This is a genomic window from Pseudocnuella soli (assembly GCF_004347775.1).
GTDB lineage: Bacteria > Bacteroidota > Bacteroidia > Chitinophagales > Chitinophagaceae > Flavisolibacter > Flavisolibacter aquaticus.
Genome location: NZ_CP037755.1, coordinates 3,421,110 through 3,443,071 on the forward strand (window position 1 = coordinate 3,421,110; position 21,962 = coordinate 3,443,071).

17 protein-coding genes, 1 tRNA gene and 1 riboswitch are annotated in these 21,962 nt (G+C 48.9%); of the genes, 8 read left to right on the forward strand and 10 right to left on the reverse strand.

The window, feature by feature from the left end:
• Positions 1-133 precede the first annotated feature (133 nt).
• Positions 134-2,731, forward strand: a complete 2,598-nt coding sequence (gene mutS, locus EPD17_RS14070) for a DNA mismatch repair protein MutS (protein ID WP_132055191.1) — start codon at positions 134-136, stop codon at positions 2,729-2,731.
• A 589-nt stretch (positions 2,732-3,320) separates the two neighbouring features.
• On the opposite strand, the gene EPD17_RS14075 is transcribed toward mutS, so the two are convergent.
• The gene (locus EPD17_RS14075; RefSeq protein ID WP_132055193.1) at positions 3,321-3,722 is read right to left on the reverse strand and encodes an SET domain-containing protein; all 402 of its coding nucleotides are present in this window, start codon (positions 3,720-3,722) and stop codon (positions 3,321-3,323) included.
• A 52-nt stretch (positions 3,723-3,774) separates the two neighbouring features.
• On the opposite strand from EPD17_RS14075, the gene mgtE reads away from it, so the two are divergent.
• The 3 genes from mgtE (at position 3,775) to EPD17_RS14090 (ending at position 9,419) form a co-directional block, all read left to right on the forward strand.
• Positions 3,775-5,163, forward strand: coding sequence for a magnesium transporter (gene mgtE / locus EPD17_RS14080; RefSeq protein WP_114233700.1), 1,389 nt, complete (start codon positions 3,775-3,777; stop codon positions 5,161-5,163).
• A gap of 77 nt (positions 5,164-5,240) precedes the next feature.
• Positions 5,241-7,076 (forward strand): glutamine--fructose-6-phosphate transaminase (isomerizing), encoded by a 1,836-nt coding sequence (gene glmS / locus EPD17_RS14085; RefSeq protein ID WP_132055195.1) that lies wholly within the window; start codon positions 5,241-5,243, stop codon positions 7,074-7,076.
• Positions 7,077-7,214: 138 nt separating this feature from the next.
• Positions 7,215-9,419 (forward strand): DUF4954 family protein, encoded by a 2,205-nt coding sequence (locus tag EPD17_RS14090; protein ID WP_132055198.1) that lies wholly within the window; start codon positions 7,215-7,217, stop codon positions 9,417-9,419.
• An 89-nt stretch (positions 9,420-9,508) separates the two neighbouring features.
• Here EPD17_RS14090 and EPD17_RS14095 read toward each other — a convergent pair whose 3' ends face one another.
• From EPD17_RS14095 to era, 3 genes are all read right to left on the reverse strand, one after another.
• Positions 9,509-9,709: a hypothetical protein gene (locus EPD17_RS14095; RefSeq protein ID WP_114233697.1), complete on the reverse strand. Its 201-nt coding sequence runs from the start codon at positions 9,707-9,709 to the stop codon at positions 9,509-9,511.
• A gap of 95 nt (positions 9,710-9,804) precedes the next feature.
• Positions 9,805-11,115 (reverse strand): ribosome biogenesis GTPase Der, encoded by a 1,311-nt coding sequence (der, locus tag EPD17_RS14100; RefSeq protein WP_132055200.1) that lies wholly within the window; start codon positions 11,113-11,115, stop codon positions 9,805-9,807.
• A 73-nt stretch (positions 11,116-11,188) separates the two neighbouring features.
• A complete protein-coding gene (gene era, locus EPD17_RS14105; RefSeq protein ID WP_240040629.1) occupies positions 11,189-12,001 on the reverse strand; it encodes a GTPase Era in 813 nt (270 codons plus the stop codon).
• A gap of 129 nt (positions 12,002-12,130) precedes the next feature.
• On the opposite strand from era, the gene EPD17_RS14110 reads away from it, so the two are divergent.
• Positions 12,131-12,202, forward strand: a tRNA-Met gene (locus EPD17_RS14110).
• A 135-nt stretch (positions 12,203-12,337) separates the two neighbouring features.
• Here EPD17_RS14110 and EPD17_RS14115 read toward each other — a convergent pair.
• Positions 12,338-13,051, reverse strand: a complete 714-nt coding sequence (locus tag EPD17_RS14115; protein ID WP_132055204.1) for a head GIN domain-containing protein — start codon at positions 13,049-13,051, stop codon at positions 12,338-12,340.
• A 97-nt stretch (positions 13,052-13,148) separates the two neighbouring features.
• Positions 13,149-13,252: riboswitch (TPP riboswitch) on the forward strand.
• Positions 13,253-13,383: 131 nt separating this feature from the next.
• On the opposite strand from EPD17_RS14115, the gene EPD17_RS14120 reads away from it, so the two are divergent.
• The gene (locus EPD17_RS14120) at positions 13,384-15,534 is read left to right on the forward strand and encodes a TonB-dependent receptor (protein ID WP_132055206.1); all 2,151 of its coding nucleotides are present in this window, start codon (positions 13,384-13,386) and stop codon (positions 15,532-15,534) included.
• Positions 15,535-15,630: 96 nt separating this feature from the next.
• Here the strand turns inward: EPD17_RS14120 and EPD17_RS14125 are convergent, their stop codons facing one another.
• The 4 genes from EPD17_RS14125 to EPD17_RS14140 all read right to left on the reverse strand — a co-directional run bounded on the left by EPD17_RS14125 (position 15,631) and on the right by EPD17_RS14140 (position 18,344).
• Complete coding sequence (locus EPD17_RS14125) at positions 15,631-15,945, reverse strand: rhodanese-like domain-containing protein (protein WP_132055208.1); 315 nt, start codon at positions 15,943-15,945, stop codon at positions 15,631-15,633.
• 1 nt (position 15,946) lies between these two features.
• Positions 15,947-16,771, reverse strand: a complete 825-nt coding sequence (locus EPD17_RS14130) for a PASTA domain-containing protein (protein ID WP_132055210.1) — start codon at positions 16,769-16,771, stop codon at positions 15,947-15,949.
• 52 nt (positions 16,772-16,823) lie between these two features.
• Positions 16,824-17,810, reverse strand: coding sequence for a D-alanine--D-alanine ligase (locus EPD17_RS14135; protein WP_132055212.1), 987 nt, complete (start codon positions 17,808-17,810; stop codon positions 16,824-16,826).
• A gap of 186 nt (positions 17,811-17,996) precedes the next feature.
• Positions 17,997-18,344 carry a 4Fe-4S dicluster domain-containing protein gene (locus tag EPD17_RS14140; RefSeq protein WP_114233690.1) on the reverse strand — a complete coding sequence of 116 codons (348 nt, stop codon included), beginning with the start codon at positions 18,342-18,344 and terminating at the stop codon, positions 17,997-17,999.
• Between the two features lie 121 nt (positions 18,345-18,465).
• Here EPD17_RS14140 and EPD17_RS14145 point away from each other — a divergent pair, with 121 nt between their 5' ends.
• Complete coding sequence (locus EPD17_RS14145; RefSeq protein ID WP_132055214.1) at positions 18,466-19,464, forward strand: acyl-CoA reductase; 999 nt, start codon at positions 18,466-18,468, stop codon at positions 19,462-19,464.
• A 252-nt stretch (positions 19,465-19,716) separates the two neighbouring features.
• Entirely contained in the window at positions 19,717-21,252 is a 1,536-nt protein-coding gene (locus EPD17_RS14150; protein WP_114233688.1) for a trypsin-like peptidase domain-containing protein, read from the forward strand.
• 179 nt (positions 21,253-21,431) lie between these two features.
• Here the strand turns inward: EPD17_RS14150 and EPD17_RS14155 are convergent, their stop codons facing one another.
• A complete protein-coding gene (locus EPD17_RS14155) occupies positions 21,432-21,773 on the reverse strand; it encodes a hypothetical protein (RefSeq protein ID WP_132055216.1) in 342 nt (113 codons plus the stop codon).
• Between the last annotated feature and the right edge of the window lie 189 nt (positions 21,774-21,962).

The following is a 21,962-nucleotide window of genomic DNA, read 5'->3' on the forward strand; positions in this document are numbered from 1 at the left end:
GTCATAACCCGAACGGCACATCGGAGTAAGGCGGGATTGTGTACAAATTCAATCGCCGGCAACAGTCTTCAAATGGTATTCTTCCATCTTCCGACATCCGACATCGGACTTCCGACTATTTTTGCCCCACACTATGAGCAAAGCGAAAACTGCGGAAACCCCATTGATGCAGCAGCACAGCGCCATCAAACAAAAATACCCGGATGCGATCCTGCTGTTTCGCGTTGGCGATTTTTACGAAACCTTTGGTGGCGATGCCATCATTGCGGCGCAAGTGCTGGGCATTACGCTGACCAAACGTAACAACGGCAGCGCCGATAATGAACTGGCTGGTTTTCCCTACCATGCTTTGGACACTTACCTGCACAAGTTGGTAAAGGCCGGTTACCGCGTAGCGATTTGCGACCAGCTCGAAGATCCGAAAACCGTAAAAGGCATTGTCAAACGCGGCGTCACCGAAATGGTCACACCGGGCACTGCCACCAACGACCGCCTGCTCGACCACGGTACCAACAATTTTTTGGCCGCCATACATTTTGATGGTGCGGCAAAATATGGCCTTGCATTCCTGGATATTTCCACCGGCGAATTCCTGGTGGCCGAAGGCGACCGTGAAAGCGCCGACAAATTGCTCAACGGCTTTAAGCCTGCCGAAGTGATATTTCAACGGCAATACCTGCGCCGCTTTAAAGAAGAATTTGCGGGCCGCTTTTATACCTATACACTCGATGAATGGATTTTCCAAGATCATTATGCGCAGGAGTCGCTGCTGCGGCAGTTTGATACGCATTCGCTAAAAGGCTTTGGCGTGGAAGGTTTACCGTTGGGGCTGGTTGCAGCCGGTGCGGTGTTGCATTATTTAAAAGAAACAGAGCACCCGAACCTGCAACATATTACAGCGCTTCAGCGCATCGATCAAGGTGACTATTTGTGGATGGACCGGTTTACAATGCGCAACCTGGAACTGGCTGGCAGCAACGAAGGCGGCGCTAATCTTTTATCGGTGCTCGACCAAACCGCATCACCCATGGGTGCCCGCCTGCTGAAGCGTTGGCTGCATTTTCCGCTCAGAGATTTGCAGCGCATCAACGAACGGCTGGACTTGGTGGAGCATCTTATTTTACATACCGAATTGCGCAACCAACTGGTGCAGGCCATCAAGCAATGCGGCGATATGGAACGGCTGGTGGCCAAAATTCCGCTGCGCAAAATAAATCCCCGCGAATTGCTGCAATTATCGCGGTCGCTGCAGCAGGTGGCGCAAATAGAAGAATGGTGTGCTGCCGCCCAAAACCCTTACCTGCAACGCCTTGCAGATGCGCTTAATCCCTGTTTGTACATAGCCGGAAAAATTGCACAACAGGTAATTGAAAACCCACCGGCACAGGCGCAGAAAGGTGGTTTCATCCAGGCAAATATTCATGCAGATTTAGACGAACTGCGCGGCATTGCCACTCACGGTAAAGAGTACCTCCTGCAATTGCAACAACAAGAAGCTGACCGCACCGGCATATCATCGTTGAAGGTTGGTTTCAATAATGTGTTTGGCTACTACCTTGAAGTGACCAATGTGCACAAAGGCAAAGTGCCCCCTGCATGGATGCGCAAACAAACGCTGGCCAACGCAGAGCGCTATATCACACCAGAGTTAAAGGAATACGAAGAAAAAATAACCGGCGCTGAAGAAAAGATATTAGCCATCGAGTTGCAGTTGTTTGAAGGACTGGTGGCCGAGCTGCACGATTTTCTTTCCTGCATACAGGCCAATGCACAAGTGGTAGCTACGCTAGATTGTGTTTGCTGTTTTGCACAAAACGCATTGCAGTATAATTACAAAAAGCCCCGCATGCATGAGGGCGAAGAACTCGAAATATCAGAAGGCCGCCACCCGGTGATTGAACGCACCTTACCGCCCGGCGACAGCTATGTGGCCAATGATGTGGTGTTCAATAAAACGGAGCAACAGATCATCATTTTGACCGGCCCGAATATGAGTGGTAAGTCGGCGCTGCTGCGGCAAACAGCACTCATTACGCTGATGGCGCATATGGGTTCGTTCGTGCCGGCGGCCAATGCCCGCATTCCGCTGACGGACAAAATATTTACCCGGGTGGGAGCATCGGACAACCTCAATGCCGGCGAATCAACTTTTATGGTGGAGATGAATGAAACGGCTTCCATCATCAACAACATTTCTCCGCGCTGCCTGATACTGCTAGATGAAATTGGCCGCGGTACTTCTACCTACGATGGCATTTCCATTGCCTGGAGCATTGTTGAATACCTGCACGGGTCGGTCCATCAACCCAAGACTTTTTTTGCTACCCACTACCACGAGCTCAATGAACTGGAAGGCAAATTGCCGAGGGTGCGCAACTTTCATGTGACGAATAAAGAGATCGGCGGCAAGATCATTTTCCTCCGCAAGCTGGCACCGGGCGGCAGCACCCATTCGTTTGGTATTCATGTGGCCCGCATGGCTGGCATGCCACCCGAGCTAGTAGAGCGTGCCCGTGAAGTGCTGGCGCAACTGGAAGAAAAACATGCCGACAAACCCACCGAACAAAGCCTGAAAGGCTTGGGTGGACCCAAAATGCAGTTGAGCATTTTTGATGCGCACAGCCAAACATTTGAAGATATCCGGCGACTGCTGGAAACCATCGATATCAACCGGTTGACGCCAGTGGAGGCGTTGTTAAAGTTGAATGAGATTAAGGGGATGATAAAGTAGGATGCGGCGTTGTTATTTACGTTTTATGAGCCGAAAGGTTTTCGTCGACATTCTCTTTTACAATTAGGGACTTTGCTTGTCATGCTGAGCGCAGCGAAGCATCTGAGTGTGGTAGTAGCAGCGGCTATTGCGGAAATGTATGTTCACTTTCTCTTCGACGGTTGCGCTGGTGCAGGTTCAGATCCTTCGCTGCGCTCAGGATGACAAGCAAAAAGCATGGTTGGCAGGCAAAGAGCATTGCAATCAAAGAGTGTGATTTCAGCGTTGGTGTAGGACAATCATTACAATCAAGGTTTGTCATGCCGAACTTGTTTCGGCAGCTCCTTGTGCTTTTGTAAACTCCGCGAGGGGTAGGAGATGCCGAAACAAGTTCCGCATGACATTACCTAAAGGCGCCAATTCGCTACAGGTACCTAGATAAAGCGCAATAGTTGTACGGAACTTAAAAGTGTGCGACGCAACAGCAGCTCAATAGCATTACCAAAGCTGGGTACAAAAGAAACAACGATCTTATAAAGCAGAAACAAGGGCGGTAAAAAACGCCATTGATTAAAGCAATGCATTTGCCGTAAACGCCACGAATCAACCCTCAACTCGCTGCAAACCAAACCGGCTTTTCATCATTCCAATCACCGTTGTAATTAATAAATAATTCCTCACCAGCCGCAATGTTTCGGACAGTGATGATAGAAATGGTTTGCTGTTTGAAATCCATGAGGTAATCGCAATTGGCGGGTGATGCATGGTTGTACAGCGCCACATATCCCAACGCCATGCAACACTGGTCCTCGGCTTCGCCCCAGATAAAAATATAATCGTGCAGCAACGTTTGGTCGATAAGGGTGCGGTGTGCACCAGGCATTACAATCACCGGTGCTGTTTCGAGCAGCAGGCCTTCGGGCAGGGCTGCCTGCGCAAAAATGCCGCGGCCGCGGTTGGGCGTATGCCGAATAGCCACCAGGTCGGACAAAAAATATTGCGGCTCCTCCATGCTTGCAAATTAAGGCAGCAACCGGAATGTTTGCATTCGGTAAATTTGGCCCATGGCATTGGAAACAACCATCGGCGATTTGAAGGACCAGTTTGAAGCGGTGCTGGAGGGAAACGACGTGTTGGAGATCCGGCAATTCCTGGACGACCAGAACATTTCGGACGTGGCCGACCTCATTTACGAGTATGAAGAGTACGAAAGCAGCATTATTGCCAACATGTCCATCCACCGCGCCGCAGGCGTGTACCGCATCCTGGAGTTTCCCACCCAAAAGCGGATCATGCAAACGCTGCCGCCCGTAAAAACGGCCGAACTCCTGAACGAGCTGCCTGCGGATGACCGTACCGCTTTCCTGGAAGAATTGCCCAGCAGCGTGGTGCGGGAACTGATCAAACTGCTGGACCCACAGGAACGAAAAATCACGCTGTCGCTTTTGGGCTACCCCGAAAACAGCGTGGGCCGCCTGATGACGCCCGATTATGTGTACGTGTACGAGCACAATACTATTGCCGAAGTGCTCGACATCATTCGCCGGGTGGGCAAAAACAGCGAAACCATCGACGTGATCTACGTGATCAACCAAAAAGGCGACCTGCTCGATGACATCCGGATCCGCGAATTTATCCTCAACGATCCCAAAACAAAGGTGAGCGAACTGATGGATGAACGGGTGATTGCCCTCAATGCATTCGACGACCAGGAAGTGGCCAACGAGGCGTTTAAAATGAACAACCGCGTAGCGCTGCCGGTGGTGAGCAACAGTAACAAGCTATTGGGCATCGTTACCATCGACGACGTGTTGTGGGTGGCCAGCGAGGAGTTTAGCGAGGACATGCAAAAGATTGGTGGTACCGAGGCACTTGAATTTCCTTACCTCGAAATGCCGCTGTTCAAGCTGTTTAAAAAGCGGGTGATCTGGCTGATGGTATTGTTTGTAGGCGAAATGATGACCATTTCGGCCATGCACCAGTTCGAAGACGAAATAGCAAAAGTGGTGATCCTCGCCACGTTTATTCCGCTCATTATTTCCAGTGGCGGCAACAGCGGATCGCAGGCGGCTACGCTAATCATACAAGCCATGGCGCTGGGCGAAATCACCATCAAAGACTGGTGGCGCATCATGCGGCGGGAAATTTTTTCCGGCCTCCTGCTGGGCACCACGCTCTGCATTATGGGCATTTCGGTGATTGTTACGTGGAACTTTGTATCGGACACATTGGGCCAATATTACCTGGCTTTGGCATTTACCATTGGCCTGTCCCTTATTGGCGTTGTGTTGTGGGGCACGCTTATGGGCTCTATGCTGCCGTTGTTGCTCAAAAGGCTGGGAGCCGACCCGGCTACATCCTCCACTCCTTTTGTGGCCACGCTGGTAGACGTAACAGGTCTTATTATTTATTTTTCTATAGCATTTACGATCCTCGATGGAAAGTTATTATAAGTAAAATGGATGTGGTTTTGTAATTCGCCAATCATTTCAGATTTTCGCGGCTCAATTAAAACCAAACACCAACACCTATGTGTGGAATTGTTGCGTATATCGGCCAGCGTGAAGCCTACCCTATCATACTGAAAGGACTGAAGCGATTGGAGTACCGCGGATACGACAGTGCAGGCATTGCGCTGCTCAACGGCGGGCTGAAAGTATATAAGAAAAAAGGCAAGGTTGCCAACCTGGAAGAAGAACTGCAAGGCAAAGACCTGCACTCCAACATCGGCATCGGCCACACCCGCTGGGCTACCCACGGCGAACCCTCCGACCGCAATGCACACCCGCACACTGCCGCCAGCGGCCGCTTTGCGATGATCCACAACGGCATTATTGAAAACTATGCGCAACTAAAGCAGGAGTTGGTCAATAAAGGTTACGTATTTCACAGCGATACCGATACCGAGGTGTTGCTCAACTTTATTGACGATATTCAAAAAAACAATAACTGCGAACCCGAAGAAGCAGTGCGCATTGCGCTGAAACGCGTAGTGGGCGCTTATGTTATCGTGCTGCTCGACCGCGAAAATCCCGAAACACTCATCGCAGCCCGCAAAGGCAGCCCATTGGTTATTGGTGTGGGTAAAAACGAGCACTTCCTCGCATCCGACGCATCGCCCATCATCGAGTACACCAAAGAAGTGGTGTATGTAAACGACTATGAAATTGCCATCATCCGCCCCGATGAATTGATCTTGAAAAACCTGGGCAACGAACGCCAGACGCCGTTCATTACCAAGCTGGATATGGAACTGGCCGCTATTGAAAAAGGCGGTTACGACCATTTCATGCTTAAAGAAATTTTTGAGCAGCCGCAAACTATTTACGATTGCCTGCGCGGCCGTCTCGATGCCACAGCCGGCACCATTACCATGAGCGGTGTTGAGAAATATGCCGAGCAGATCATGAATGCCAACCGCATTGTGATGGTGGCCTGCGGTACCAGCTGGCACGCCGGTCTGGTTGCCGAATATATTTTTGAAGAATTGTGCCGCATCAACGTGGAGGTGGAATACGCATCTGAGTTCCGCTACCGCAACCCGGTGATCAATCCCGGCGATGTGATCATTGCCATTTCGCAAAGCGGTGAAACTGCCGATACACTGGTTGCCATTGAAAATGCGAAATCAAAAGGTGCCATCATCCTTGGTGTGGTGAACGTGGTAGGTTCATCCATTTCCCGTGCTTCGCATGCAGGTGCGTACACACACGCCGGTCCCGAAATCGGTGTTGCTTCTACCAAAGCATTTACGGCCCAACTTGCCGTGCTCACGATGATTGCACTGACTGTTGGCTACAAAAAAGGTACCCTTGGCCAGCAACGTTACCTGCAACTGCTGAAAGAACTGGAAGCGATTCCTGAAAAGGTGGCTACACTGTTGCAGTCGGTTGATCAGATTAAAGACCTGGCGGAAAAATATAAAGATGCGCAGGACTTCCTGTACCTCGGCCGCGGATACAATTTCCCGGTGGCTTTGGAAGGTGCATTGAAGCTGAAAGAAATTTCTTACATCCACGCGGAAGGCTATCCCGCAGCTGAAATGAAGCATGGACCCATCGCGTTGGTGGATGAATCGCTACCGGTGGTGTTCATCGCTACAAAAGATTCGTACCACGAGAAAGTGATCTCCAACATGCAGGAGATCAAGGCACGGAAAGGCATGGTTATTTCGGTGATCAACGAAGGCGATGAGCAAAGCATCTCTCTTTCGAACGATGTGATTGTGGTGCCGGAAGCTGATGAGATCCTTGCGCCGATGCTTTCGGTTATTCCCATGCAATTGCTGGCTTACTACATTGGCGTGGCCCGCGGGTTGGACGTAGATAAACCCCGCAACCTCGCAAAATCAGTAACTGTTGAATAAGCCAAACACCTGAGATTTTTTTTTGAAATGCGTAAAGCAGCAGCTGCTGTTCTTTACGCATTTTTTTTATTAAAATAGCATCGGCATTTGTCCCAATTTCCACTATCCTTAAAAACTACTTAAACCCTTCAATCAGCAATGAACGCTATTCATAAACGCCCACTCAATACGCTAGGCTACAATTACGTGGCACAGGAATACCTGCCTGCAGAAGCCGATGAGTATTACCTGCGCAACCTGCAAAACCGCAATGGCATTTCGTACCGCAACTTATCGGCATATGAAATAGAAATGCTGGTGCGCAACAATAACACTTCCGACGACTGGAACAAAATCTGCGTGTCGGATGACTTTAATCCCGAACTGGTAAAAAACTGCAAGTTCTACGGGTTAGTGCGCATCGGCAAATTGGAACCGGTGTTTCTGGAATACCACAATGTTTGCTTGCCGGTGGGCCTGTACAACAGCACCATCATCAGTTGCGATTTTGGCGATAATGTGGTTGTATCGAATGTAAATTACATGGCGCATTACATTCTCGGGAACGAAGTGATGATTGCCAATGTGCATGAGCTGCATGCTACCGATCATTCCAAATTTGGCAACGGCATCATCAAAGATGGTGAAGATGAATCCATCCGCGTGTGGCTGGAAGTGCGCAATGAAAATGGCGGCCGCCGCATCATGCCTTTTAATGGGATGCTGCCGGGCGATGCGTACTTGTGGTCGAAGCACCGCGAAGACGATGAACTGCTGGAAAAGTTCAAAGTTTTTACTGAAGAACGCTTTGATAAACGCCGCGGCTATTATGGTAAAATCGGCGACCGCACGGTGATCAAGCACACCAGCATCATTAAAGATGTTTGGATCGGCACGGATGCATACATCAAAGGCGCCAACAAATTAAAAAACCTTACCATAAATTCATCGCCCGAAGGGCAAACACAAATTGGTGAAGGTTGCGAACTGGTGAATGGAATCATCGGTGAAGGATGCCGCTTGTTTTACGGCGTGAAAGCGGTGCGTTTTTATATGGCCTCTAATAGCCAATTAAAATACGGCGCCCGGTTGATCAACTCCTATCTTGGTAATAATGCCACGATCTCTTGTTGCGAAGTGTTGAATTCGCTTATTTACCCGGCACACGAACAACACCACAACAACTCCTTCTTGTGTGCCGCATTGGTAATGGGTCAAAGCAATATGGCTGCTGGTGCAACCATAGGCTCCAACCACAACAGCCGCGCAGCTGACGGCGAATTGATTGCTGGCCGCGGCTTTTGGCCAGGCCTTTGTGTGAGTTTAAAACACAATTCCAAATTTGCATCGTTCACGCTGCTGGCAAAAGGCGACTACCCGGCGGAATTGAATATCGACATTCCGTTTAGCCTAGTGAGCAACAATGAAAGCAACGATACGCTGGTATTGATGCCCGGGTATTGGTTTATGTACAACATGTATGCATTGGCCCGCAATTCAGCCAAATACTCAGACCGTGATAAGCGCATTGAAAAGATCCAGCACATTGAATACAATTACCTGGCACCGGACACTATTAATGAATTGTTCAGGGGCATAGCAACACTGGAGCGGTGCGCCGCACTTGCTGCCGGTGCTGCTCCCAATTCATCGATTGAAGCATTGCAGGAAACAGGCGCAGCGCAACTGCAACAAAATACCGGTGAAACGTTGGAGCTACGCGGCGCAGGTTTTGAAAACAGCAAAAGGCCGGTGCACATCGTGAAAGCATCATCGGCCTATCACCTGTTCCGGGAGTTGATTGTGTTGTATGGCGTGCAACAGCAGTGCGGCTGGTGGGGAACTAACGGCATCAATACATTAGAGGGATTAAAGCAACAAATAGGCAACACACTTGTGCGGGAAGAATGGGAAAACATCGGCGGGCAACTGGTGCCAAAATCAGGCGTGGCAAAGCTTTTAGCCGGTATTAAAAATGGCACGCTTACCAATTGGACCGAAGTACATCGTTTTTACAAAGAAGCCGGCGCCAACTACACCGAACAAAAACGGCTGCATGCATTTGCATCGCTGCTCGAAATAAAAGGACAAACCATTGAAAGCCTGACCGAGGAAATGCTGGCTGCATGGATAGAAGAAGCAGTGGCAACAAAAGAACGTCTGACTAAAAATATTCATGCTTCGCGGGAAAAAGATTACCAAAACCCGTTCCGCCAAATGGTGTACGACAACATGGAGCAAATGGAAGAAGTGGTTGGTAAATTTTCAGAAAATCAATTCATCATTCAGCAGGAAGAAGAGCTGCAGGCATTTAAAAAAGATGTATCCCTATTGCTGCAGCAATTGAGAGGTGCAACAGTGTGACAACTGCAGTTTTAATCTCACCGATGCATAAAAAAATCCCTCCGCAATTGCGGAGGGACCTTCTTGCAAGAAGTACGTATACAGTACAATTATTTTGCAGAGTCAACAGCTGCAGCAGCAGAGTCAACGATAGCAGCACCAGTGCTGTCTACAGCAGTAGCAGTAGTGTCTACAGGAGCTGTTTCCAGGGGAGCAACTGCAGTTGAATCAACAGTGCTTTCTGCTTCAGAAGCGTTGCCACAGGCAACCAGGGTACCGGCGATAGCGGCAATAGCGAAAAACTTTTTCATTGTACTTTTTTATACGAATTATGAACTAATGGGCGCAAAAGTAATGGCTCAGTTTTAACTTACAAATCTTCGCTGCGCTTTTTTTTCAACAACTACTATTTCTTTCTGAAATAGATGCGCACCGGCACTCCTGTAAAATCAAAATGTTCACGCAACTGGTTTTCCAGATAGTTACGATATGGTGTTTTAATGTCATCCGGGAAGTTGCTGAAAAATGCAAACGACGGCACTTTGGTTGGCAGTTGCGTGATGTATTTGATGCGCACTGCATGCCCACGCACCACCGGCGGATGGAATGCTTCAATCGCTTTCAAGATCACTTCATTGAGCTGCGAAGTGGGCACTTTGCGGTGGCGGTTTTCAGCCACCAGCAAGGCTTTTTCAATGGCCTGAAAAATGCGGATCTTGTCTTTCGCCGATACAAAAATGATGGGCACATCATTGAATGGAGCCAGCCGCTTCTTCAATTCCTTTTCATAATCGCGGGCCGTGTTGGTTTCTTTTTCCACCAGGTCCCATTTGTTTACCAGCACCACCAGCCCCTTGCCTTTGCGGGCCGCGAGGCTAAAAATATTCAGGTCCTGTGCAGTGATGCCTTTCTCTGCATCAAGCAACAGCAGGCAAACATCGGCTTCATCCATGGCCTTAATGGCACGTATAACCGAATAAAATTCCAGGTCTTCTTCAACTTTGTTTTTGCGGCGGATACCGGCCGTATCTATCAGTACAAAATCTTTTTGAAACAAGTTGTACCGGGTATGGATTGTATCACGTGTAGTACCTGCAATATGGCTTACAATGGTGCGCTCCGCTCCTACCAATGCATTGAGCAAAGATGATTTACCAACATTGGGCTGACCAATAATGGCAAACTTGGGCACCTCGCTTTCGGTGTCGGCTTCTTCTTCGGTATCGGGTATCAGTTCCGTTACCGCATCCAGAAGATCGCCGGTGCCACTACCGCTGATGGAAGAAATAAAATGCAGTTGTTCAAAACCCAGGCTGTAAAATTCGGTGGCTTCCAACATGCGTGTATTGTTGTCCACTTTGTTCACTACCAGGATAACCGGTTTGGTAGCGCGGCGCAACAAATCGGCCATTGCATCATCCAGGTTGGTGATGCCGGTAATGGCATCCACTACAAACAACACCAGGTTAGCTTCGTCCAGTGCTATCTGCACCTGCTTCCTGATTTCGCGTTCAAAAACGTCTTCGCTTTGCGGCACAAAACCGCCCGTATCAATTACGTTAAACGCTTTGCCATTCCATTCGGCAACGCCGTACTGCCGGTCGCGGGTAACACCGGGAGTGTCTTCCACAATGGCTTTCCGCTCTTCAAGCAAGCGGTTGAAAAATGTGCTTTTGCCTACGTTTGGCCTGCCTACAATTGCTACTGTAAATCCCATATAAACTTGGTTGTCCCTAAACAGGGAACTTGTTAATTGCGCTATTAAAATTCAGGTGTAAAAATGCGGTGCTTTAATAACCGTATTCTTTCAAAAACAAATCGTTCTCACGCCACTTGGGCCGCACTTTTACAAACAACTCCAAAAACACTTTTTGGCCCAGAAACTTTTCAATGTCCTTGCGGGCATTGGTGCCAATCTGCCGGATCATTTTGCCGCCTTCGCCCAGTATGATGGCCTTTTGTGTTTCGCGTTGAACAATGATGTTGGCGCCAATTTTTATCAGCGATGATTTGTGTTTGAATTCGTGCACCACTACAGTGGTTTGATAAGGTATCTCCTCTTCAAACAACTGGTATATTTTTTCACGGATCAATTCGGCAACAAAAAAACGTTCCGACAGATCTGTGATTTCGTCTTCTTCAAAATAAGGATCGCCTTCCGGCAAACGCTCCGCTACTTTTTCGATCAGTTGTTTTACCTGCCCGGCCTGCAATGCAGAAATGGTAACAGTGCCGCTGCAATACTTTTTACTGCCAAAAAACGCAGTTGCTTCCGCAACTTTCTCCGGCGTGGCTTTGTCAATTTTATTGATGATCACCAGCGCATCAACCTTCAGGCGCAGCGCCGAAAAAATAGCATCGCAGGTTTCCCAATTGTCGTTCACATCAACCAGCAACAGCGCCAGGTCGGCGTCTTCCAGCGAGCTTTTTACGGCCTGCATCATGCGTTCGTGCAGCTTGTATTTGGGCTCGATGATGCCGGGCGTATCCGAAAAAATAATCTGGTAATCGTTTTCGGTTAAAATGCCTTTGATGCGGTGCCTTGTGGTTTGCACTTTAGAGGAAACAATAGCCAGCTTTTCGCCCATGATAGCGTTGAGCAAAGTACTTTTCCCCGCATTAGGCCTTCCGAATATGTTGACAAATCCTGTCTTCACTGGTAAAAAATAAGGCACAAAAATAAGTCTTATAAAATTGTTTGGCCGAAAAGGCTTGCCGGCCTATATTTGCACCGCGAAGTAGAGCAGCGGTAGCTCGTCGGGCTCATAACCCGAAGGTCCTAGGTTCGATCCCTAGCTTCGCAACAATAAGAAGCCTTCAGTATTTACTGTTGGCTTTTTTTATGCAGCAAACTTTTTGGATGTTGATGCAAATAAAAAAGCGCATGTTGCCATGCGCTTTTTCGAAAATTAGTTTTGGTGCAATGTATTTGTTCCAACTTATGATTTACGGGAAATATTGCTGGCCCCGCTGGTTTTAATGTCGCGGATCATGGCGCTGCCCTGGTACTGCACGTTGCTGGCACCACTGAGTTGTGCAGAAATTTCTTTCTCCGCAGAAATGCGAATGTTGCAGGCTCCGGAAGCTTTGATGTTGCAATTACCCGCAGTGAGGTCAAAGGCTTTTACATCGCTGGCACCCGAAGCATCAATCGCAATCGAACCGGCAGCACCGGTAAGGGTCACATCAGATGCCCCACTCAGATTCAGTTGCAGTTCCTGATTCACGGTTACTTTTCCCTTCATATCGGTGGCGCCGCTCAAATCGATGTTGAGTTTGGTGGCGGCCAACGTGCCTTCAATGATAAATTTGGTAGCGCCGCTGCCTTTGATGCCTTCAATATTTTTTACCGAAACGTATGCTTTCAAACGGTGGTTTTTATACCAGCGTTTTCCTTGTTGCTGGTAGCTGATCTTTAGCCTTCCGTTTTTTGTTTCGGTGATGATGTTTTTATTATCGCCCTCAATGTTGGAGCTAACAGCAACGGTTTCTTCATTGCCCTGGGTAATGATCACTTCAAAAGCGTGGGAAACATCCAATGCTGTAAAAGAGCCTACGGAGCGCACTTCCACGTTGGGATCGTTGATAACTTTTTGGGCTGATGCGGTGAACATTAGGGTAGCAGCAAGAATGGTGGTCAGCAATTGTTTCATATAAGCTGGTTTATCTGTACAACGGCGCACAAAAGAAAAGGTTACAGGCCGGTAGTAAAATTTTTACCCTTATTTTTGCGGCGCAAACAAATTTCTTCAGCGTTTACCGGGGTGTCTTTTTCTGCAACGAAAAAGTCTGAGATCAAACCCGTAGAACCTGATCAGGGTAATGCCTGCGCAGGGAGGATTTTTTTAGTTTAATAATTCAGTCTTTTCGGTTCGTGGACTTCTGCAACAGCTGGTCCTGCCTGAAGCACTGAACAAATAACTAAAAACTTTTATTCACTTCTCTCTCCTAGTGTTTCCCTTTCATTTTTGAAAATTTCAGCTAAATGAAAAGGATTACTTTTTTTCTGTTCTTGTTTTCGTCATCTGGCGCATTTGCCCAAGAGGCTTTGCAGGATACCACTGAGTTGGTGCCTGTGGAAGTAAGGGCCACCCGTGCCGGCACCAAAGCGCCTTTTACCAAAACCAACCTCAAGCGGGCCGACATTGAGCAAAAAAACCTGGGGCAAGACCTGCCTTACCTGCTCAACCAGGTTCCGGCCGTGGTGGTGGCTTCCGATGCCGGCACCGGCGTGGGCTACACCGGCATTCGTATCCGTGGCACGGATGCTACCCGCATCAACGTAACGCTGAACGGCATTCCGTTCAATGATGCGGAAAGCCAGGGTTCATTTTTTGTAAATCTGCCCGATTTTGCTTCGTCGGCGGCCACCATACAGGTGCAGCGCGGCGCGGGCACTTCATCGAACGGGGCCGGCGCATTTGGTGCTACCATCAATATGAGCACGGCCGAAGACAACAAACTGCCCTACGCTGAACTGGCCAACAGCTACGGCTCGTTCAACACCTGGAAAAATACGCTGCGGCTGGGTTCCGGGGTTATAGGTAAATATTTTACCGCAGATGTGCGGCTTTCCAATATTACCTCGGACGGCTATGTGGACCGGGCCACCAGCGACCTCAAGTCGTATTATTTTGCCACCAACTTTGAAAAGGGCAATACCGGTATGCGGTTCATTACTTTTTCGGGCCGGGAAAAAACCTACCAAGCCTGGAACGGCATCAGCGAGGCCGACCTAAAAACGAACCGCCGCATTAACTACTCGGGCATGGAAAAGCCGGGAACGCCTTACCACAACGAAACCGATAACTACCGCCAAGACCATTACCAGCTTTTTCTGACCCAGAAACTGGGCACAGGGCTGCTGTTCAACACTGGCATTTTTTATGTAAAAGGCCGCGGCTATTATGAACAATACAAGGCCGACCGCGATTATGAGGATTATGGGTTGCCCAACCCAACGTTGGATGGCACCGCCGTTACCAGCACCGACCTGGTGCGGCAGTTGTGGCTGAAAAACGAATATTACGGCAATGTGTTCTCGCTACAATACAACCGGGCCGGCACCGAGGCAACTTTTGGCGGATCGGTTACCAAATACATTGGCAACCATTTTGGCGACGTGATCTGGGCGAAAAATGGCATGCCCGAACCGACCCACCGCTGGTACAACAACGACGCATGGAAAAACGATGCAACGGTGTATGGCAAATGGCAACAGCAATTGGCGGCCAACTGGTATGGTTACACCGACCTGCAGTTGCGTACAGTGCGCTATCGCATCGACGGCTTCCGCGAAAACCCGGCGCTGGGCGTGAACAACCAATACCTGTTTTTTAATCCCAAGCTTGGATTGACCTATCAAAAAGGCACGCTGATGGGCTATGCGTCGTACAGCATTGCGCAGAAAGAGCCCAACCGCGATGATTTTGAAACCGGCGCTGAGCAACAACCAAGGCCGGAAAAACTGGGCGACCTGGAACTGGGCATTGAGCAAAAAGCCAAAAACTATAATTGGGGCATTACCGGATATTATATGCACTACAAAGACCAGCTAGTGCTAACCGGCCAGATCAATGATGTAGGCGCCTACACCCGTACAAATATTAAAGAAAGTTACCGCCTCGGCTTAGAACTGCAAGGTGCAGCGCGATTGACTAACTGGGCACAGGTCAGCGCCAACCTGGCATTGAGCCGCAACAAGGTGCAAAACTTTACCGAGTTTGTAGACGATTTTGACAACGGCGGGCAGAAAACCACTAACTACAAGGAAACCGATATTGCTTTTTCGCCGCGGGTGGTGGGTGGTGCGCAACTGACCCTGACGCCTATTAGAGATTTGGCAGTGGTGATTTTTGGTAAACATGTGGGCCGCCAATACTTGGACAATACCCAGCAGCGGAGCCGCAGCCTGGACGGCTTTTTTGTGGCCGATGCGCAGGTGCGTTATGCCGTAAAAGTGGCGGGCTTGAAAGAAATAAACCTCGTAGGCCAGGTGTACAATGTGCTCGACAAAATGTACACGCCGAACGGATACACGTTCAGCTATTTTACCGGCAACGCAGTAACATCGGAAAACTATTATTTCCCGATGGCGGGCCGCAACTTTATGGCGGGTGTTACCATTAAGTTGTAATTTAACGTCGTACTCACTACAAATTAAAAAGCCGGCGCTAGCGCCGGCTTTTTAATTATCATTCATAGTAGAGATGTTCTCTTTTGGTCGGCTGTTTTATTTAGCGGCACCATATTTTTCCATCCATTCCAAAATGCCGCCTTCCAGGTTATAGGTATCTTTAAAACCAACTTGGTCCAGCACCATGCATGCCATCATGCTGCGTTTGCCGCTGCGGCAATGCACAATCACTGGCTCGTCTTTCAGGTCTTCCAGCTCTTCGATCTGCATGGTTTGAATTTTACCCAGCGGCACCAGTTGCCCACCCAGGTTGGCCTCGGCGTATTCGTTGGGTTCCCGCACATCGATCAGGTTTATTTTTTCGCCGGCGTCCAGCTTTTCTTTTAGTTGTTCTACGGTTATCGATTTCATATTATTCGTTTGCATTTGGCGAAAATGAAGAACTGCCGCCGGTGCTGTCTTTTACCGGGCGGTCTACGCTCAGCCACACATCAATCATCTGGCCGGGACGGATGCGCAACTGGAAACCATTTTCGGTTTTAGCACCCGGGCTCTGCCGTTGCACAAAAGCCAGCGCGGTATCCCGCACCATCGGGTCGGCCACCACCGAGCCCATGATCAGTCCTTCGGCATCGAGCAGCGCCTGGGCTTCCTCGTAAGTCAGGCCCACCAGGTTAGGTACCGTCAGGTCGATGTTGCCAATGCCGCTGCCCAGCACCAGCGAAATGGTGCTGCCCATGCGGATCTTGGTGCCTGGCGCAATGCGGTTGCCATTATAGGTTTGATCCAGCACCGAGTTTTTGGCAAAATCAGGTTTAAAGGTAGTGTCGCCCAGCTTCAGGCCCATGTTGTTCAGCACCATCTCGGCATTGCGAAACGAATAACCCAACAGGTTGGGCATGTCAATTTCGGGCGGCAATGTGCGGTTCACGGTAATATAAACGGTGCGGTTTACTTTCACCACATCGTCGGGCTCCGGCACCTGCTTCGTTACCATGCCGGGCTTTAATTTTTCGTTGTAGATCGAGTCCTGGATCACCACTTCAAACCCTTGCTCCTCCAGCAGCTCCAGCACCTCCGAAATATGCTTGTTCAGCACCGAAGGCACTGTTTTGGCTTCGCCGTGGTGGGTGATCCAGTTGAGCGACTGCACGAAAATCAGGCCCAGTATAAAAATAAAGAGCAACCCTGCCAGTATGTTTACAATCAGCGGTTGCCGCGTTATGAGCTTAAACATTCAGTTTGGAGTAATTTGGGGCGCAATATAAACAAAGTTCGCAGGGCCGGGGTTAGTGCTTTGCTAAAGCCTCCTGCAGCAGCGCGGTGTAAAAATCCTGCAGATTCCAGCCTTTGGCCCTTACCTGCTGCGGAATAATACTGGCCTCGCTTTGTCCGGGCACCGTGTTTATTTCCAGCATATACGCCTTGCCGGCTGCCTCATCATATATAAAATCAATACGCACCACGCCACTGCAGTTGCACACTGCGTAAATATTTTTGGCAGTGGCTTCAATTTGGTACTGCCAGGCTGCGGGCATTTGCGCCGGCGTGGTTTCGGTGCTGGCGCCGTGGTATTTGGCTTCAAAGTCAAAGAAATCATTTTTGGCTTCCACCTCGGTAATGGGCAGCACTTGTATGTTGCCGCCGGTTTTAAAAACACCTACGGTAAACTCGCGGCCGCTGATCATTTGCTCCACCAGCACCTGCTTGTCTTCGGCAAATGCTTTTTCAATAGCTGGTTGCAGTTCTTCTGCAACTTTCACTTTGCTCATGCCAATTGAAGACCCGCCGTTGTTTGGTTTTACAAAAACGGGCAATTTTAATTGCTGCAAAATTTCGGTTGCATTGTATGGTGTATGTGCAAAAAGATGCACCGATGGCGCCACCGGGATGCCGGCCATTGCTGCGACAGCTACCGTGTAGCGTTTATTAAAGGTAAGTGCGGAGGTAGCTGCATTGCAGGATGTGTACGGAATGTGCAGCATATCGAAATATCCCTGCAGCTTTCCGTCTTCGCCAGGCGTGCCGTGCAGGCCAATAAACACGGCATCGAACGTTACCTGCTTACTGTCAAGGATAACCGAAAAATCATTTTTATCAACCGGGGCAATGCGCTGCCCATCCCGAACATAAAACCAGCCTTCGGGGTTGATGTCAATGACATACACATCAAATTGCTCTTTGTCGAGGTGCTGGTAAATGGTTGCTGCCGATTTATAAGAAATGACCGACTCGCCGGAATAGCCGCCGGTGACCAATGCAATGCGTTGCTTCATCAGGTAAACAAAATTTTCTGTGGCGAATTTATGCTGCGCAACTTATACCGCCGCTTTTGTTGCAAGTTTTAATGCCTTTTAAAATAAGAAAGGTGAAGAGTAAAACCCCTCACCTTTATACCGGAAATATCACCGGCTTAACGTACAGCTTTCGCTGTAATAAGTACTGTAAGATACTAAAGAAATTTACAGGTGCAACCTTTCTTTTTTAGCCAACAGCTCATCAACCGTTTCCTGGTACATTTCATCCGGCACACAGCAGTCTACCGGGCAAACGGCAGCACACTGCGGCTCCTCGTGAAAGCCCTGGCACTCGGTGCATTTGCTGGGCACGATATAATAAGTATCCACCGAAATGGGACTGTTGCGCTTGTCGGCATCAATCACCGCTCCGTCAATTAAAGTAAACTTTCCTTTTACACTGGTGCCATCGGTTATGGCCCATTCCACTCCCCCTTCATAAATTGCATTGTTCGGGCATTCCGGTTCGCAGGCCCCGCAGTTGATACACTCGTCTGTTATCTTGATAGCCATAGTGCTTGTTTAGTTGGTCGGGAATTATTTTTGTGCCACAAATTTAAGCCACAGGGGTCAAAAATCCACTGTGCGGCCGCTATTTGTGCCCGGCAGTTTTATTACAAAATATTATACCGCAATGACGCTTACGCAACGGAAAGATTTATTGGTGCGCCTTGGAAACTACATGCAGGGCAATAGCGAAGGCTGGCAAATGGCCAAACGCAAAGCCTACCTGGATAACAACTGGTTTATTGAGCAATTTGTTGACCTGGCGATAAAAAATATTGTTGACCATTTTTTGCAACCGCACCAACTGGATGAATTGGCGCAACGCTACAACCTGCCCCAAGAGCGGGCGTTGCCTAAAAAAGTGGGGATCGTAATGGCAGGCAATATTCCGCTGGTTGGCTTCCACGATTTTCTATGCGTGTTTTTGTCGGGGCATACTGCACTCATTAAACCCTCATCAAAAGATGAAGCGCTGATCGGCCACATTGTGCAACAGCTACACGAGTGGGCACCGGAAACATCCGACACTGTGGCCATTTTGCCCCTGCTCAAAGGTTGCGATGCATACATTGCTACGGGCAGCAATAATTCGGGGCGGTACTTCGAGCATTATTTTGCAAAATATCCGCACATCATTCGCCGCAATCGTACATCAGTAGCGGTGTTGACCGGCGAAGAAACCGAACGGGAACTCGAACAGCTGGCTGATGACATCCACCTTTATTTTGGATTGGGCTGCCGCAACGTAACCAAACTGTATGTACCGGAAGGATATGATTTTGTGCCGCTGCTGGATGCGCTGCGCAAATACAGCAACCTCGGCGACCACAACAAGTTTAAAAATAATTACGACTACCAACTGGCAGGGCACATTATCAACAACCGGTACTACATGACCAATGGCAGCATTTTGCTGGTAGAAGACCCGTCGCCATTTGCACCGATCTCGCAGGTGCACTACGAGTTTTATAAAAATGCAGCCGATGTTGCTGCCGCACTTTCCGAAAACGAATCGATCCAATGTGTTACGGGCCGGCACCACACGCCTTTTGGTGCGGCACAGGTTCCTGGCATCTGCGATTTTGCCGACGGCGTGGATACCATGGAATTTTTAAATAAGTTGTAGCGGCTAAAGGATGATGGCTCGAGTTGCCCGGTTAGATTTTTTAACGACAGAAACCGGTTCGATCACCAACCCAAATGCCACTCTTGTTTGTTGTCAAGCTAAAGTCTTGAACCAAATCAAGAACTACGAAGACCTTAGTAAATCATTTGTTAAACAGGCGCAACCGTTTTCAAAGAGCCGAATTGTGTTTTAATTTACACCGGCAAGGCACGTAATTTGAACCAATAAATAAACTTAATAAACCCGAGACAAATGAAAGTGAAGCAAATAGCCCTGATCGTGCTGGTTAGCGCGGCCTCCGCGGTGCTCAGCGTTTGGGGATACGAAAAAATTTCAGCTAAGAAAGGCGACCAGATCGGCAATTTTGGCACCGGCGTTCCTGCAAATTATGCAGGCTTTTTTGATGGCAAGGCCAGTTCGGCAGATGTAGTGGACCTGACCCGTGCTGCTAATACTGCAGTACCTGCTGTGGTACACATCCGCACAAAAATACCCGCCCGCAAGCAAACCAATAATGTGCCCAGCCGCCGCGGCAATGGCAATGGTATGTTCGATGACCTGTTTGATGACCTGTTTGGCTACGGCCCCAACGTGGTGCCCGAGCAGCGTGCATCTGGCAGTGGTGTGCTGATCTCTGAAGATGGCTATATTGTTACCAACAACCACGTAATTTCTGATGGTGGTGGCGGTGTGGCGTCGGAAGTAAATGTAACGCTGCACAATAAAAAAACATACAAGGCAAAACTGATTGGCCGCGACCCGAACAGTGACCTGGCGGTGTTGAAGATTGACGGCAACAAGTTTCCCTTTCTTGTTTATGGCAACACAGCCAACCTGCAACTGGGCCAATGGGTAATGGCTGTTGGTTATCCGCTGACGCTGGAAACTACGGTTACTGCCGGTATCATTTCCGCAACCGGCCGTACCATCAACATCAACCGCAGGCAAACCGCCGCAGGCGAATCGCCGGTTGAATCGTTCATTCAAACCGATGCTGCCGTAAACCAGGGCAACAGTGGTGGCGCATTGGTGAACACCAATGGTGAGCTGATTGGTATCAACTCGGCTATTCTTGCTCCTAACGGAACTTATGCCGGTTACTCGTTTGCCATCCCGGTAAACATTGTAAAAAAGATTGTTGAAGACATTGTTCGCTTTGGCGATGTACAGCGCGGTTACCTTGGCATTTCGTACTACGCTACGGATGACATGAGCGAAGACCAGATCAAACAGCTGGGCATTCCTACCAGTACTGGCGGTGTGTATGTTTCGGCCGTTTCGGAAGATGGTGGTGCCTTTGGTGCCGGCATCCGCAAGGGCGACGTGATTACTAAAGTAAACAACGTTAGCGTTAGCTCCGGATTGCAAATGAGTGCACAACTGGCTTCGTTCCGCCCCGGCGATAAAATCCCGGTAACCTACACCCGTAGTGGTAAAGAGTACAATACACAGGTGGAGCTGAAGAAAAAAGCAGGCACGTTTGCTGATGTTGCCGGTGTAAACCTGGGCAGCCGTTTGGGTGCTGAGCTGGTTTCATTGGATAAAACCGCATCCCGCGAATACGGCATTGCCGGTGGTGTGCAGGTGCGCAAAATCACCCAGGGTGGCGCCCTCAGCCGTACCCGCATGGGCGAAGGATTTGTGATCACTTCGGTAAACGGTGCAGATATTGCTTCGGTTGACGACCTGACCAAAGCCCTGAGCCAATCGAAAGGCTCGGTGCGGCTGGAAGGCATTTATCCCGGCTACGACGGCATGTACACTTATCCGTTGAACTTGGAGCAATAACCAAGGAACCGGTGATTTGTATGATTTGGAAGGATTGTAATGATCAATTTCAAATAAAGAAAAGGGCTGCTTTTATAGCAGCCTTTTTCTTTTGCAATGATTGATTATTAGACTTTGTCTAAAATCACATCCTTCAAATTACAGATAAATGTTACCGCAAATGCTCCGCCTCGTCTGCTTTAAAAAGGGCTCTTTGAACGGTTTCTTTTTTCCATGAACGAAAGCGCCTCTTCATTGGTCAAACGTTGCTCACCATCATTGATATAGACTACGCCAACGCCAGCATTTTCTGCCAAGTCTCTCAATGCTCTTTTTTCAATGTCTGTGAGTCCGCCTTGGGTATCTTCCATTTGCTGGATTACACCCCGCGTTTTAAGCAAACTAAATTTTAGTCCTAAATCCTTTATCGCTACCCGAACCGCCTTATCTGCGGGGCCAAAACTGCTTAGAACACTTCTTTGGGTCGAAAACGGCTCAGTTGCGATCGTTGTCGCCTCCACACCAGATTCCAGATTCACCACCCTTACCTTGTTGCGAAAAAGCTGAATGTATATTTTATTTGTTTGGAACATTTTGCAAACTACTCATGCACATTTTTAAAATAGTGAAATCATTATAACCTGATGTGCTCTGCCTTCTGAAGAGCATCATCTTTAAAACCCAATCCAACAACTCCCAATAAATGCTTTCTTAATCCCCGCCAATCACCG